Origin of the sequence: Algibacter sp. Ld11, assembly GCF_045066735.1 — a bacterium.
Classification (GTDB): domain Bacteria; phylum Bacteroidota; class Bacteroidia; order Flavobacteriales; family Flavobacteriaceae; genus Algibacter.
Genome location: NZ_JBISHH010000013.1, coordinates 172,191 through 187,873, shown reverse-complemented (window position 1 = coordinate 187,873; position 15,683 = coordinate 172,191). Strand labels below are relative to the sequence as shown.

Sequence of the window (15,683 nt, the reverse complement as noted above, 5' to 3'; positions counted from 1 at the left end):
AGCCTAACTAAAATTTTAGTGCTCGTGAATATCAATGATATCTTAATATTTTACACTTTATAAACCTTTACAAAAACATACAAATGAATACAATAAAAATACTTTGGGTAGATGATGAAATTGATTTATTGAAACCACATATATTATTTCTAGAGAAGAAAGGCTACCAAGTTACAAAAAGCAATAGCGGCTCTGAAGCTATTGATATTTTGGATGATGAAAATTTCGATATTGTGTTTTTAGATGAAAACATGCCAGGACTTAGTGGCTTAGAAACTTTACATGAAATTAAAGAGAAACGAGACAACCTACCGGTCGTGATGATTACCAAAAGTGAGGAGGAATATATTATGGAGGAAGCTATTGGAAATAAAATAGCCGATTACCTTATAAAACCAGTGAACCCTAACCAAATTCTATTAAGTTTAAAGAAGAATCTGGATCACTCGAGATTAGTTTCAGAAAAAACAACATCTAACTATCAACAAGAATTTAGAAAAATAGCTATGGATTTATCTATGGTGAATAGTTTTGAGGAATGGGTTAGCCTTTATCAAAAACTAATTTATTGGGAAATTCAGCTAGAAGATATTGAAGATGTAGGTATGTTTGAAATTTTAGAATCTCAAAAGAACGAAGCCAATTCGCACTTTGGTAAATTTATAGATAAGAATTACGCCGATTGGTTTGAACCTAATACCGATGCGCCTATAATGTCGCATACGCTTTTTAAAGAAAAAATTGCACCAGAAATAAGTAAAGAGCAACCGACACTATTAGTTGTTATAGATAATTTGCGTTATGATCAGTGGAAGGTTTTTGAACCTATTATTAACAATTATTATAAAAAAGAAAAAGAAGAAGCCTTTTTTAGCATTCTACCAACAGCAACACAATATGCAAGAAATGCTATTTTTTCGGGCTTAATGCCAAGCGACATGGAGAAGCTTTTTCCTCAATATTGGAAAAATGATACAGATGAAGGTGGTAAAAATTTATTTGAAGCCGAGTTTTTAGAAACTCAATTAAAACGTTTAGGACTTAGCAATCTAGAGCATGAATATTACAAAATAACAAACTTAAAATCTGGAAAAAAATTAGTTGACAACTTCAATAGCTTAAAAAAGAACGATTTAACCGTTGTAGTTTATAATTTTGTAGATATGCTTTCTCATTCAAAAACCGAAATGGAAGTTGTAAAAGAATTAGCCTCTAACGATAAAGCATACCGCTCTCTAACACAAAGCTGGTTTAAAAATTCACCGTTGTTAGAAATGATACAACAAGCACAGCAACTTGGCTTTAAACTTATTTTAACCACCGACCACGGTACTATAAATGTAAAAAACCCATCGAAGGTTATTGGAGACCGCGATACAAGTTTGAATCTACGTTATAAAACGGGGCGAAGTTTAACCTATGAGAGTAAGGAAGTATTTGTTGCTAAAGACCCAAAAGAAATTCATTTACCCTCTATAAATATGAGCAGCTCGTTTATTTTTGCTAAAAACGATTTCTTTTTCGCTTATCCAAACAACTATAATCATTATGTTAGTTATTTCAGAAACACTTATCAACATGGAGGTGTATCATTAGAAGAAATGATTATTCCTTTCGTAGTATTTAATCCAAAATAAAACATCTCAAAAAAAATCCGGCATTTCATTTAGTTGAATAGCGAAAATTTTACTTCAATAAGTCTATACTAGTTTTAAATCATAAAACTACTATAGACTTATTTTTTTGCAATACCTCTGCTTAACCAAGCCAAATATGCCAATTCATCAATAAATAAAGTTTTAAAAGAAGTTAATTTAATGATAGAAATATTAATCTAAAAAAAACACTTGAGTCCCAAACCCCTTATAGAATCGCTAGCGCCAACTTATTTCGATATCAACATTATTAAAAACCACTGTTTTACGGGAAACCCGCACTCACTTTCAATAAAAAACAATGGTTTTAACATAATATTAACATTTTAACACACTTTACAACGACCTCTTTATTTAGATTTGGAATATAATTATTTAAATCCCTATAGAATGAAAACAAAAAATTACTTAATCGCAATGGCGATTTTCGGAGGAATGTTATTTACAGCTTATGCAGCTAACTCTATTGAACAAGATGAGCAGCAAACCGCTAAAATTCAAAGAAGTGCAATTAGAGTACCAACGCACGGTTAAAAATTTATAATTATAGTATTACTATAATTATTTAATTAATATTCTTTAAAAAGTGTTCTAGATGGTCAAACATCTGGAACACTTTTTTTATTTCTAAGATTAAATTAACAACTGGATATTATTTATGTTTTTATTTAAATTTAAAGAACAAATAAACCTGTAAGACATTTCATAAATTCATATCTATACACTACAGCAACACTGATTAAAATAAAAAACGCTCAAGTTTCTTAAATATCAGAAATTACGTCAACCATTATAAACACTAATCACAATGATCTTTTTTTTTGGGGTTTTTAAATTATATTCCTTAATATTGTTATGTTAAAATTTTCGAATTGAATATAAATTATACAATAGACGAGGTCGAACAAGTTGCGAAACAGCTTATTAATTCCACCACAACAAGAACCCTGTTATTTTACGGCGATATGGGTGTTGGTAAAACAACATTAATTAAAGCTATTGTGAAAGCATTAGGTAGTACTGACGATGTTAGCAGCCCGACGTTTTCCATTGTAAATGAATATGAACTGAATGAAGAAAAAATTTTTCATTTTGATTTATATAGAATTAACGATTTAGAAGAAGCCTATAATTTTGGTATTGAAGATTATTTGGATTCTGATAATTGGATAATAATTGAATGGCCCGATATTATAGAACCAATTTTATCAGGTAATGAAAATATTATAAAGTTATCTATTCAATCAGAAAATCAACGACAATTAATAGCCAAATAATTAAATTAACCCTAACAACAATAGCGAGTAGCAAGCTATAACAACCAAAAAGTTCCTAAAAAATAGTGTTTTACGGGAAACCCTCAATGAGAATTTTCAAAAACAATGTTTTTAACATAATTTTAACATTTTAGCAGGTTTTACAGCTCAGTCTTTAATTAGATTTGAATTATAATTAAAAACCCCCTATAGAATGAAAGCAAAAAATTACTTAATCGCAGTTGCGATTTTCGGAGGAATGTTGTTTACAGCTTATGCAGCTAACACAATTAATCAAAATGAACAACAAACTGCAAAAATTCAAAGAAGTGCAATCAGAGTTCCAACGCACGGATAAGCAAAGTTTGATAATAGGAAGTATAGTAGCAACTTTAATTGCGGCTACACCCTATTTATTTTACCTTTACGAAAGTGTCCCAAATACACCAACTTGGGATACTTTTTTGTTTAGATATGATAGTAAATATTACGGAAGTATGCTTACTGTTGCTTGGACCTTAATGGGAAAAGCAATGCCCCTATTTTTACTATTTATTTGGTTTTTTACTTGTCGCCATTGGTGGTACCACACGTTGCTAGTGCCAATTTCAATGTACATATACCAAATATTTACAACAATAAATGATGATTTAATGTATGTGGATTCAAATCAACTTGTGTATTTGATTCCAATTATGATTATAATTATTCCCTCCATTTACCTAATAAGAGCACAAATATTTAATAAGGTAAATAACGCAAACAAGTCCTTACAAGATTTAGAGGACGAATTTAAAGTTTCGCCAAAAAGTTTTTGGCATAAAATAAAAGAATATTTTTAATAGCAAGCAACTACTCTATTAGCAATAATATTTTTCTTATTTAAACTTTACGAGAGATTTCCTAGGTAAAACTTAAACGGTAGTATTTAAAACCGCTTTTAATAATTTTCTGGAAATAGTATTAAAAAATACGAGATAACCGCATAAAAAAATCCGCAAGCCAATTTAGCTTTGCGGATTTCTTCCTTTAAAACGTTTTGAATAGGTTTAAAACTTATTGAGTTAAATAACAATTAAAATCTAGTATCAAGGACTAGAATATAACCTTAACCGTTATCTACAGGCTTAATATAAAAAACAACTCTTCTCTATATTAATTTAAAAAGTTAAGCTTTAAAAAAGAGAACATAATAGAGTTATTGTTGCAATCTTTCTCGTTCTGTAGATTCTATATCTTTCTTATTAGTTTGTAATCTAAAATTACCAAACTTATAATTAAAACCAAGCGTAAACAATCTATTCTCCATTCTGGAATTCAATAAAATATCTTGATTTAAATATTTTGTGGTTTGCATAAAGTTTTGGCCATTAAAAATATCGGTAACTCCTATTGTTAAAGACGCTCTATTATCCCAAAATGTTTTCCGGATATTAATGTCTAGGCCTGCTCTAGTACTTGTTTCACTAGGCCCATCTACCAAAGGAGATATATAAGTTAACATAACATCTGCTGTTAATGTTTTATCCTTTAGAAAAGAAAAATAATTTACCATTTGTAAATACACCGACCACTTATCAGTAGTATACAATTGGTCGTTACTTTCTAAGGCTTCAAACCTATTTTCATAATAAAACAAAGAGGAATACACATAAAGATCCCAATTAGATATCACTGGTGTAAATGTTGTAAAATCTAATCCGTAAGATATACTCCTATCTATATTGGTATCAACATTCTTCAACAGTTTAGAATCATTATCTTGAAACACTATTTGTATAGAAGGGTTGCTCTCATTTCTATAATAAAGCTCAAAAGTATATTTTGCGTTAAGGGTGTAACCTAAAATAAAATTATCATCTATTTGGGGCTTTAAATTAGGGTCCCCGGTATTATATGAGTTATCACTCAAGAAGAACTTAAACGGATTTAATTGGCTATATCTAGGTCTATAAATACGCTTATTGTAATTGAAATAGATTTCGTTGTTTTCATTTAAAACGTTCATCACATGAAGCGTTGGAAAAAACTTCAAATAATCAGATTTATTAATTTCATTGTCAGACAGTGAATTTCCTTCAATATTTGTGTATTCCGCTCTTAGCCCTGTTTTTAAACTCCACTGATCCCAATCTTTACTATAACTACCATATACAGCAAGGTTAGTTTCATTGTATAAAAAGGTATCAGAATTATCTAAATCCTCTACTCTAGTTCCATTATCAACAAAAAAACGATCTAATACGTTCTCTGAATCTATAAATGAAGCTTTAACTCCTGCTTCTAAGAAATCAGTTTCATTTACTGGAAGCTCATAATCTAATTGCCCCGTGTAAAGCTTAATATCTTGATTAGAAATTGATTCAAATCTATTATTTCTAATTAAACTTTGATCGGGAAATAAATATTCTGTATTTACATCTTGGTCGCTATTAAAACTAAAATTTGTGTGATGTGCACTAAATGATAATTGCTCACCATTTTCACTTAATTGATGAAAATAATCTAAGGTAAAAGCAGCATTGGTTGTTTTATCTACAGCACTGTTCATGGTATTAAACGTAGAATCTAATACACCTGCTGCACCATAAACTTCAGTTAACGAATTAATATCTGTTTCTGTTCCCGATTTTGGTAGAAACATTAAATTAGCAGAAAAACTCAATGTATTCCTATCATCAATGGTATAATCGATATTACTATTTATATTCTGATTTGATGATTTTCGAGTTCTTTTGTAATCAGTTTCCCAACTAGAACGAACGCCATCGTTATTGATAAAATTAATAAACTCGTCATTATCTCTATAATCTTTTCTTGGACTTATATTATAGTTAATGTAGGCATCTATCTTTTCTCCTTTAAAAAAATGACTTGTTCCAACTGAGTATTTCGGAAATTTAAAACCTTGCTTAAAATTACCAAAAACGCTCCCGTTATAACCCGAAATTAAATTTTTACTGGTAATAAAATTTAGCACAGCACCTCCTTCTGCTTCATACTTAGCCGGTGGTGACGTTATTACTTCAATAGCCTTTATATTATTGGCAGGCATACTTTCCAAGAGCTGTAAAACTTCATTTGTAGATAAATGAACCTTTCTATCGTTAATATAAATTGTAGGATTTGAATGTTTTATAGAAATACCATCATTATTAACTAAAACACCCGGTGTATGCTTTAAAACATCTAACATATTATTATTAGATAATGTGGAGTTTTCAACATTAAAAACTAAGCGATCCACCATGCGTTTTACAGTTGGTTTTTTAGCTACCAAAAACACACCATCAAGTTCTTGCTGCTCATCTTTTAAGGTAATCACCCCAAGTAAAACACTCTTATCTAACTTAAGTTCAATAACTTCTGTTTTATATCCTAGAAAACTAATCTTTAATGTATAATCCTTAGCTTTTAAATTAGTAATCTCAAAATCACCAGTTTCATTAGATGTCGCTCCTTTAAAACCAGAACTACTTGTACCATCTAAAATTATTATGTTAGCAAAAGCTACAGGGTTATTTTCAATATCAACAACTTTACCCTTTATTTCCAAGCTTTGAGAGAGCCCTGTAATTGAAAATAAATATAAAAATATGGTAACAATTTTTCTTATCATACATACAAACTTAATGCAAACTTAAAATAAAAAAACGAATACATTTTGCGGTATGCCCGCACTAAAAACAATCAAAATTCTTACATTTCTACGAAGGTTTATATTTCATCGTTTTAATTCTATATTTTGATGAATTGAATTACAAAATTTATTTGTAATTTGTTTTTTTTTAATAAAAATATGAATAAAACACTTTCACCTTTTACGAAGCAACAACTTTTACCTCAAGAGGAAACTTTAGAAATATTTAAGAAAAAAGGAGAATTATTTATTGGTATCCCAAAAGAGACGGCTTACAAAGAAAAACGAGTTTGTTTAACACCAGACGCCGTTTATGCGTTAGTATGCAATGGTCACCGTGTTTTATTAGAATCTGGTGCGGGAGAAGGCGCCAATTTTAGTGATAAAGATTATAGCGAAGCTGGAGCTGAAATTACAAAAGACACCGAAAAAGTTTTTGCGTGTCCGATGATATTAAAAGTAGAACCGCCGAGTTTAGAACAAATTAAACTTATAAATCCACAAACTATAATTATTTCAGCGTTACAGCTAAAAACACAACATAAAAAGTATTTTGAAACCTTAGCTGCTAAACGTATTACAGCTTTAGCTTTCGAGTTTATTCGAGATTCTGATAACGCCTACCCTGCTGTAAAATCGCTAAGTGAAATTGCAGGAACGGCCTCGGTACTTATTGCCGCAGAGTTACTCTCCAATGCCAATACTGGCAACGGACTCATGTTTGGCAATATTAGTGGTGTACCGCCTTTAGAAGTTGTTATTCTAGGAGCAGGAACGGTGGGCGAATTTGCAAGCAGAAGCGCCATTGGTTTAGGAGCTAACGTTAAAGTTTTTGATAACTCGCTAACAAAATTACGTCGTATTCAAACACATTTGGGGCGTCCCATTTATACATCAACTATTCAACCAAAAAATTTAACCAAAGCTTTAAAACGTTGTGATGTTGTTATTGGTGCAGTACGAGGAACTAACAGAGCTCCCATTGTTGTTACAGAAAACATGGTGCAACACATGAAAAAAGGAGCAATAATTATTGATGTAAGTATTGATATGGGTGGTTGTTTTGAAACTAGCGAGGTTACATCACATAAGCATCCTACTTTTGTAAAGCATAATGTTGTTCATTATTGCGTGCCTAATATTCCCGCGAGATATTCTAGAACGGCATCGGTTTCCATTAGTAATATTTTTACGCCATATTTATTAAAAATTGCTGAAGATGGTGGCTTAGAAAATTCATTGCGTTTTGATCGCGGTTTAAAAAATGGGTTGTACTTTTACCACGGGATTTTAACAAGTAAATCTGTGGGAGAATGGTTTGGATTAGAATACAGTGATATTAACTTGCTTATATTTTAAACAACTTACCCTAAATTATTATCAAAATATTTTAAATGAAACTTATTCAGCGTATTGGCTATTATCTTGGCGGATTTTCTATTGGTTTAGTTATTTTAGCTTTCTTTTTAAACGGAAAAAAAACATCTTGCAGTTACGGACCAGACGCTAGAGTTTTAAAAAACATCAATTCTAAACAAATCGTTTTCAGTGCGTCAATATCTAGTTATATTTCTGAAAACGTTATCGATTCTACTGAAATTAGACATGTTTTGAAAAAAGGAGATATTAACTTTTCCGATAGTAATCCTAGAAAAGCCCCTTGTGGTATTTACATGGTGGAAGGTGAATTTAACGAGAAAGAAATTATTCTAACTGTTGAAAACTGTGACAGCATTGCAACTATTACCGATTTAAAATTCGAAAAGCCTTAATGATAAAACGTGTTTTTGATGTTGTTTTTGCTTTATTCGGTTTAATAGTTCTATTGCCAATTCTTCTTATTCTCGCAATTATAATTAAAATAGATTCTAAAGGCCCTATTTTTTTTATTCAGGGTCGTGTGGGTAAAAACAATTGTGATTTTAATATTTTCAAGTTTAGAACCATGAAAATACAATCGCAACAAAAAGGCCTACTTACTTTGGGAAACCATGATTTACGAGTTACTAAAGTTGGGTATTTTTTACGACGTTACAAAATAGACGAATTTCCCCAACTCATTAATATTTTAAAAGGCGATATGAGTTTTGTAGGCCCAAGGCCAGAACTGCGCTACTATGTTAATTTTTATTCTGAAGATGACATGCAAATTTTTCAAGTGCGACCGGGAATTACAGGTTTGGCTTCTTTAAAATATAGAAATGAAGTTGAATTACTAAAAGCCGCAGAAAACCCAGAAGAGTTGTTTATAAAAACGATAATTCCCGATAAATTAAAATTTAATAAAGAATACATTCGAAAACGTCATTTCTTTTTTGATTTAAAACTTATTGCTCTTACTGTTATAAAAGTAATAACAAAGTAACACTTACATCTCTATCACGCGCTAAACATTTCATTTTGTGCATAGAAATTATTATCAGTAATTTGCGATACGTAGATAAAAGTAAATGGATACAGCAACAGAAAACCAAATCGATAAATTACTAAAGGCATCAGGTTTATTTCCCGACATAGAAAAACCTGCCCAAAACATTTCGAATTTCGATTTTTCAAATGAAACTATTCTAATTACTGGAGCGGCGGGATCTATAGGTAGTGAGCTTTCTAAACAACTCACTCGGTGCAAGTTTAAAACACTTGTTTTAATTGATATTGCCGAATCACCTTTACACGATTTAATGAATGAATCTGAATTTGAAAACATACCAAACGTTAATTTCTTAATTTTAAATATTACTCAAAAAGACGCTTTAGAGCATTTATTTCAAACATTTAAACCAACTATTATTTTCCATACAGCAGCATATAAACATGTTCCTTTAATGGAATTAAATCCATTGGAATCTATAAAAGTTAATATTTTTGGAACCCAAATATTAGCAGATTTAGCTATTAAGCATAAAATTAAAAAATTTATTTTTATATCTACGGACAAGGCTGTGAACCCAATTAGCGTTATGGGTTTGTCTAAGCGTATATCAGAAGATTACTTATTTTCGCTTGATAAATCGAATTCAACATTATTTTTAACCACACGCTTTGGCAATATATTTGGTTCTAACGGCTCCGTAGTTCCTTTGTTTAAAAAACGTATTGAAACAGAACAATCTATAACTATTACGCATGAAGCTATTTCAAGATATTTTATTAATAAAGCAAAAGCTTGTCAACTTATATTACAAATTGCTAAAAACGATTCTGACGAAAATAAGCTGTTTACGTTTAATATGGGAAATTCTATAAAAATAACAGACTTGGTAGAACGACTAATTACCTTTTGTAACAAAAAACAAGTAGAAATAAAATTCTCAACTTTACGAGCAGGAGAAAAACTTCATGAAGATTTAGTTTCAGAAAATGAAATTTTATTACCTACAGCCAATAAAGATATTTTTATAGTGAAGAAAAGGAAGAATGACGTCTTCCCAAAAACCTATTTGAAAAACCTTTCTGAAATAACAGCGTCCATGCCTAATAAAGACGTAAAATCTATATTAAACAGCTATTTAGAACATATTTAAAGTAGTTTTCTACGTTTTTTTTCTTTAGATAATAAAGCCAGTTCGCGCCCTGTTTGCCCTGCAACAGACGTGTTTTCTTCAGCTCTACGTATAAGATAAGGCATCACATCTTTAACAGGTCCAAATGGCATGTATTTAGCCACGTTATACCCTTCATTTGCTAAATTAAAACTAATATGATCACTCATACCATATAGTTGGCCAAACCATACACGAGCATCATTATTTGCAATACCATTCTTTTCCATGAGCTCCATTAACAAATAGGAACTATCCTCGTTATGTGTGCCCGCAAAAACGGACATATCATCTAGATTTTCTAACATATAATTTAGAGCGGTATTGAAGTTCTGATCCGTTGCCGCTTTACTAACACAAATTGGAGATATGTAACCTTTATCCTCTGCTCTATCATTCTCTTTTTCCATGTAAGCACCACGAACTAATTTAAATCCTAGATAATAATTACCTGCCTTTGCTTTAGCATGCTCTGCCTCTAAAAATAACATTCTATCATGGCGATACATTTGTAGTGTATTGTAAACTATTGGCTTTTCTGTATTGTATCGCACCATCAATTGGGTTACTAAATTGTCTGCAGCATCTTGCATCCAACTTTCTTCAGCGTCAATTAAAACAGCAACATCATAAGCCTTAGCCTTAGCGCAAACAGTATCGAACCGAGTTACAACTCTAAGCCACTCTTCTTGCTCTTTTTCCGATAAAGCATCACCTTTTGATAATTTTTCATATAAATAAAAACGACCAAAAGCAGAAGGTTTAAAAACTGCAATAGGAATAGCATTTAAGTTTTTAGCAAATTCGATGATTTTTAAAAGCTTCTTCATCGCTGCATCAAATTCAATTTCACTCTCTTTACCTTCAACAGAATAATCTAAAACAGAACTAACGCCTTTTTCATACATATTATTGATAACCGTTAAGCAGTCATCTTCATTTACACCTCCACAAAAATGATCGAATACCGTAGAGCGTATCAAGCCCTCCACAGGTAAGTGCGCCTTTAAAGCAAAATTAGTAGCCACCGTTCCAATACGAACCAAAGGCTCGATTGAAATCATCTTAAACAAAAAATAAGCTCTTTCAAGTTGAGAGTCACTTTTCAAGGAAAAAGCGATTTCGGTGTTATTAAATATCAAATTCGTATTCATTTGCCATTTTTTTTGCAAATATAATTATTGCTAAGTTATCATTTTATATAAAATCTCCTTAATTTCACGTTTTTAAAAAGTTTAAATATTTTATGGATTCTATAAGCACAAAAAACTGTACAATACATTTTAACAACACTTGTTATTCTTCACTAAATAAACATCTTAAAGAAAATAATTTTTCAAAAATCTTCATACTTGTTGATGAAAATACGCACCAGCATTGCCTACCTCTTTTCTTAGAAAAAATGGAAACAACGGCTGTAATTGAAATTATGGAAATAGAATCTGGCGAGATAAACAAAACCGTGGAAACTTGTGTTGGTGTATGGAATACCTTATCAGAACTAGATGCCGACCGTAAAAGTTTACTAATAAATATTGGCGGGGGTGTTATTACCGATTTAGGTGGCTTTGTAGCTTGTACATTCAAACGTGGTATTGCTTACATAAATGTGCCAACGACTCTACTTTCTATGGTAGACGCTTCTGTTGGAGGCAAAACTGGGGTAGATTTAGGGCATTTAAAAAACCAAGTGGGTGTTATTAGTAATCCCAATTTAGTTTTGATAGACACTAATTATTTAAATACTTTGGAAGTAAACCAAATGCGTTCTGGATTAGCCGAAATGCTAAAACACGGATTAATTACTGGCGATACTTATTGGAGTAAATTTGAAGACTTATCTAAACTATCCCTCGATGATTTAGATGGATTAATTTATGAGTCGGTTATTATTAAAAAGAACGTTGTTGAAGAAGATCCTTTCGAAAATGGATTAAGAAAAACACTAAACTTTGGCCATACAATTGGTCACGCGATAGAGTCTTATTTTTTAAGTAACCCAAATAAAACAACTTTATTACACGGTGAAGCTATAATTGTTGGAATGATATTAGCTTGTTATATTTCTACAGAATTAACAAACTTCCCTAAAGAGAAAACTTTAAAAATTAAAGACTTATTCTTAAGCTATTATGGTAAAATTACTATTGAACAAAATGAGCTTCCTGCGATCATAGAACTACTTAAATATGATAAGAAAAACCACCATGGGAATATTAATTTTGTTTTACTTGAAGATATTGGTGTGACAAAAATTGACTGTTTAGTTGACGATAGTATCATATTAAATGCCTTTGAATTTTACGCAAGCTAAGTATTCAATTAAAAAACTATTAAATAAAAAAACGCGTTAAAGTATTTACTTTAACGCGTTTTTTTATTTAAACCAATGGATTAGTTCATTAGATATTTAAGCTTTTTTTCTACTAAACCAGCTTTTCTTCTCTGGCGCACCATAATAACCATATCTAGCACCATAACCAAAGTTAGACTGATCGACATCGTTTACAACAAGCATCATTCCGTTTAATTTATTATCGGCATGAATCTCTTTGGTAAAGTTTAAAATCTCTTTTTCAGTATAACCAGCTCTTGTTACATAAAAAGTATGTCCAGCATATTTACTAATTAACAACGTATCGGTTACAAGCATCGATGGTGCTGTATCTACCATAACATAATCGTAATCTGCAGAAACAGTATCAAACAACTCTTTAAAACGATCACTCATTAATAACTCTGCAGGATTTGGAGGGATTTTTCCTGAGAATAAAATATCAACTTTTATATCGTTAACAACATGCTCATTAATAACACTTTTTAAACTAATAGATTTATCGGCAACAAAATCAGTTAATCCTGCTTTTACTGATACCTTATCTTCAACAGTTCTAATGGCTGAGAAAATTTGTGGATTTCTAATATCTGCACCAATTAACAATACTTTTTTGTTTGTACTTGCTAAGGTTAAAGCCATATTCATACTAAAAAACGACTTTCCTTCTCCGTTAATAGTAGACGTTACAAAGATAACGTTGTTGTATTTTTCGATATTTCTTCCTCGACTAACAAAATCAAAGTTTGTTCTAATAATTCTGAAAGACTCTGATAGAATCGAGCGGTCATTTCGTTCCACTAAATGCTTATCGCTTTTAGATATTCTTGGCACTTCTCCAAGTATAGAAATATCATCAATTTCTTTATGTAAGTCTTCTCTATTATGGATTTTTGTATCTAATAAATCTTTAGCATAAATTACCCCAAAAGGAATTAAAAACCCTAAAAATAAAGCTCCCATATATAAAATAGATCCTTTAGGAGAAACTTGTCCATAAGAATATGCTGGATCAATCACTTTTACATTAGACGATGTAACCGTTTGAGATATAATCGCCTCTTCCTTTTTCTGTAACAGATATAAGTAAATGGACTCTTTAATCCCTTGACTACGTTCAATAGATTTTAACTTATTCTCTTGCCCAGGAACAGAACTAATTTTAGAATTTACTTTCTGATATTGATTTTGTAAACTATTTAACTGAATATTTAAAGTTCGCGTTGTCGCATTAATATTTTGAGTTAAATTATTTTTTACATTAGAAATAGATTGATCTAACTGTTGCACAATGGAGTTTTTCGCTCCTGCACTTTTAAGCTTGTTTGTTCTCTGGCTTAATAATTCGTTATACTGCCCAGATAAAGCACTTATTGTACCATCACCAAGATTTGAAGGTACAGATTGAAAAGAACCAGAACTACTCGATAATCGTTCTTTAGTATAATTTAAAAGCTTTATTTGTGTCCTAATATTTTCAATTTGCTGTTCATTTTCAAAACTCTGAGACATGTATTGCCCAGCTTGAGACCCTACATCAGTTACTTTATTTCCTATTTTAAATCGAGCAATACTAGCATCTACATTTTCTAAATCTGAAAATACACGAGAAATACGTTCGTCAATAAGTTTTGAAGTCCCTTCGGATTTTCTGTTTTTTATTTCAGATGTATGTGTGTCATATTCTTCAATTAATGTATTTAGAATATCCTTTGCCTTTTGTTCTATGGGGTCTACTAACGACAACGTTAAAATACGCGACCCTTCTTGTCCTCCTGAAACATAAATACGACTTCTTAAATCCTCAACAACATCTGTAACCAAGCTTATTTGTAAGCGAATATCGCGATTCAAATAAGTATCAGTACCATTTACACCGGGTAAAATAATAACGCTCCCAAAATAAGTTTCTATTGGAGATCCAAACTTTTCAGATGTAGCCTCTTCATCTTCACTCGTTCGATATTCAAAAGAAATTTCAGAAGTTATTTTCACAAAACAATTAAAATAAACATCCGTATTCAATGAATCTGAAAACACCAAATTAGCTTCAAAAGGAATTTCGTTATAACTTTCATTTTCCAAAACAACACCTTGCGTAAAATATTGCACATTTAAATCTAAGTCTTCAACAACATTTCTAAGTACTTTTCTAGATTTAAATACTAAAATTTCATCTTCCATAGAAGCATCTTCGGCTCCAGAAGACAAAGATAATTCGTTGAAAATTTCGCTAGTACTATCATCACTATCGTCAATAATCATGACTTCAGTAGAGGCTTGATATTCAGGAACCGTATATCTTAAAAATACATAAGTTAAAGAAACCAAAATTATTATACACAATACAAACCAGAACCAATGCTTGGTATAAAGTCCTATTGTTTTTTTTAAATTAAATTTTTGATCAGTTTTTGACGAAGAAAAGACATTATCCATATATCTGTAATAAAATTATCGGGTTATGAGAATTGCCGCGGTTGCAAGCACGGTAACCACAGAAGATATCAGTCCTATTCTTGAATCTCCTGAGGCACTACTTATGGCTGCCTTATTAGGTTGAACATAAACAATGTCATTCTGTGTCAAATAAAATACAGGAGAATTAAACACCTCTTTACTTGTTAAATCTATTTGCGTGTATGTTTTTGTGCCATTAAAATCACGAATCACTAAAACATCCGTACGTTTACCGTTAATATTTAAATCACCAGCCATGGCTATGGCTTCTAAAATAGATATGCGCTCACTTGAAATCGGATATACACCAGGTCTAGACACCCCTCCTAAAATAGAGATTCTGTAATTCTTAATTCTAATCATCACTACAGGATTTACTAACAAGTCGCCTTCCTCAAATTTTTTCTTAAGTAAGTTTTTAGCGTCCTCAATAGTTAATCCTACCAATTTAACTTTACCTAAAACAGGATAATCAATATTCCCATCAGAATCCACTAAATAATCGATAAGCTTTCCTGCTCGATCATCACTAGAAGCTTCAACTAAGTTATAAGGTTTTGTAACATCTAAATCAATTGTAGAAATATTAATACTTAATATATCGCCAATTTTTATTTTGGCCTTAAAAGTGTCTGTCTCAACAATAGTTTCAAAGTTTTTGGCATCTTGAAAATAAACAATATCTTTTTTTGTATAGCAAGACGACACTAAAAAACATAAAAATATGACTGCCAACCGCGTGACATTTGGTTTAAAAGAAAAATAATTCATTATTAGTTCTATAATTATTTGGGG

At 31.0% G+C, this 15,683-nt stretch carries 14 protein-coding genes; 10 read left to right on the top strand and 4 right to left on the bottom strand.

The genetic code is table 11. The features are described 5' to 3' along the window. The first annotated feature begins 83 nt into the window (after positions 1–83). The 5 genes from ACJJV4_RS07330 (at position 84) to ACJJV4_RS07310 (ending at position 3,753) form a co-directional block, all read left to right on the top strand. Positions 84–1,637, top strand: coding sequence for a PglZ domain-containing protein (locus ACJJV4_RS07330; RefSeq protein WP_405292956.1), 1,554 nt, complete (start codon positions 84–86; stop codon positions 1,635–1,637). A gap of 408 nt (positions 1,638–2,045) precedes the next feature. Beyond that, positions 2,046–2,189 (top strand): hypothetical protein, encoded by a 144-nt coding sequence (locus ACJJV4_RS07325; protein ID WP_405292954.1) that lies wholly within the window; start codon positions 2,046–2,048, stop codon positions 2,187–2,189. Positions 2,190–2,527: 338 nt separating this feature from the next. Next, a complete protein-coding gene (gene tsaE, locus ACJJV4_RS07320; protein ID WP_405292952.1) occupies positions 2,528–2,932 on the top strand; it encodes a tRNA (adenosine(37)-N6)-threonylcarbamoyltransferase complex ATPase subunit type 1 TsaE in 405 nt (134 codons plus the stop codon). Between the two features lie 193 nt (positions 2,933–3,125). Next, positions 3,126–3,269: a hypothetical protein gene (locus ACJJV4_RS07315; protein ID WP_405292950.1), complete on the top strand. Its 144-nt coding sequence runs from the start codon at positions 3,126–3,128 to the stop codon at positions 3,267–3,269. Next, positions 3,241–3,753: a hypothetical protein gene (locus ACJJV4_RS07310; RefSeq protein ID WP_405292948.1), complete on the top strand. Its 513-nt coding sequence runs from the start codon at positions 3,241–3,243 to the stop codon at positions 3,751–3,753. The genes ACJJV4_RS07315 and ACJJV4_RS07310 overlap by 29 nt, the downstream gene beginning before the upstream one ends. Before the next feature lie 356 nt (positions 3,754–4,109). Here ACJJV4_RS07310 and ACJJV4_RS07305 read toward each other — a convergent pair whose 3' ends face one another. After that, positions 4,110–6,530, bottom strand: a complete 2,421-nt coding sequence (locus ACJJV4_RS07305) for an outer membrane beta-barrel protein (RefSeq protein WP_405292946.1) — start codon at positions 6,528–6,530, stop codon at positions 4,110–4,112. A gap of 180 nt (positions 6,531–6,710) precedes the next feature. On the opposite strand from ACJJV4_RS07305, the gene ACJJV4_RS07300 reads away from it, so the two are divergent. From ACJJV4_RS07300 to ACJJV4_RS07285, 4 genes are all read left to right on the top strand, one after another. After that, positions 6,711–7,910: an alanine dehydrogenase gene (locus ACJJV4_RS07300; protein WP_405292944.1), complete on the top strand. Its 1,200-nt coding sequence runs from the start codon at positions 6,711–6,713 to the stop codon at positions 7,908–7,910. A 35-nt stretch (positions 7,911–7,945) separates the two neighbouring features. Then, positions 7,946–8,323 carry a hypothetical protein gene (locus ACJJV4_RS07295; protein ID WP_405292942.1) on the top strand — a complete coding sequence of 126 codons (378 nt, stop codon included), beginning with the start codon at positions 7,946–7,948 and terminating at the stop codon, positions 8,321–8,323. Beyond that, positions 8,323–8,916 (top strand): sugar transferase, encoded by a 594-nt coding sequence (locus tag ACJJV4_RS07290; RefSeq protein WP_405292940.1) that lies wholly within the window; start codon positions 8,323–8,325, stop codon positions 8,914–8,916. Before ACJJV4_RS07295 ends, ACJJV4_RS07290 begins: the two co-directional genes overlap by 1 nt. An 85-nt stretch (positions 8,917–9,001) precedes the next feature. After that, positions 9,002–10,075, top strand: coding sequence for a polysaccharide biosynthesis protein (locus ACJJV4_RS07285; RefSeq protein ID WP_405292938.1), 1,074 nt, complete (start codon positions 9,002–9,004; stop codon positions 10,073–10,075). Here the strand turns inward: ACJJV4_RS07285 and ACJJV4_RS07280 are convergent. Continuing rightward, a complete protein-coding gene (locus tag ACJJV4_RS07280) occupies positions 10,072–11,247 on the bottom strand; it encodes a proline dehydrogenase family protein (RefSeq protein WP_405292936.1) in 1,176 nt (391 codons plus the stop codon). The genes ACJJV4_RS07285 and ACJJV4_RS07280 overlap by 4 nt on opposite strands. A 92-nt stretch (positions 11,248–11,339) precedes the next feature. Between ACJJV4_RS07280 and aroB the strand changes: the two genes are divergently transcribed. Next, positions 11,340–12,407 (top strand): 3-dehydroquinate synthase, encoded by a 1,068-nt coding sequence (gene aroB, locus ACJJV4_RS07275; protein WP_405292934.1) that lies wholly within the window; start codon positions 11,340–11,342, stop codon positions 12,405–12,407. 96 nt (positions 12,408–12,503) lie between these two features. On the opposite strand, the gene ACJJV4_RS07270 is transcribed toward aroB, so the two are convergent. Beyond that, a complete protein-coding gene (locus tag ACJJV4_RS07270; RefSeq protein WP_405292932.1) occupies positions 12,504–14,867 on the bottom strand; it encodes a GumC family protein in 2,364 nt (787 codons plus the stop codon). A 15-nt stretch (positions 14,868–14,882) separates the two neighbouring features. Then, on the bottom strand, positions 14,883–15,623 hold the full coding sequence (locus ACJJV4_RS07265; RefSeq protein ID WP_405292930.1) for a polysaccharide biosynthesis/export family protein: 741 nt from the start codon (positions 15,621–15,623) through the stop codon (positions 14,883–14,885). Positions 15,624–15,683: the final 60 nt, after the last annotated feature.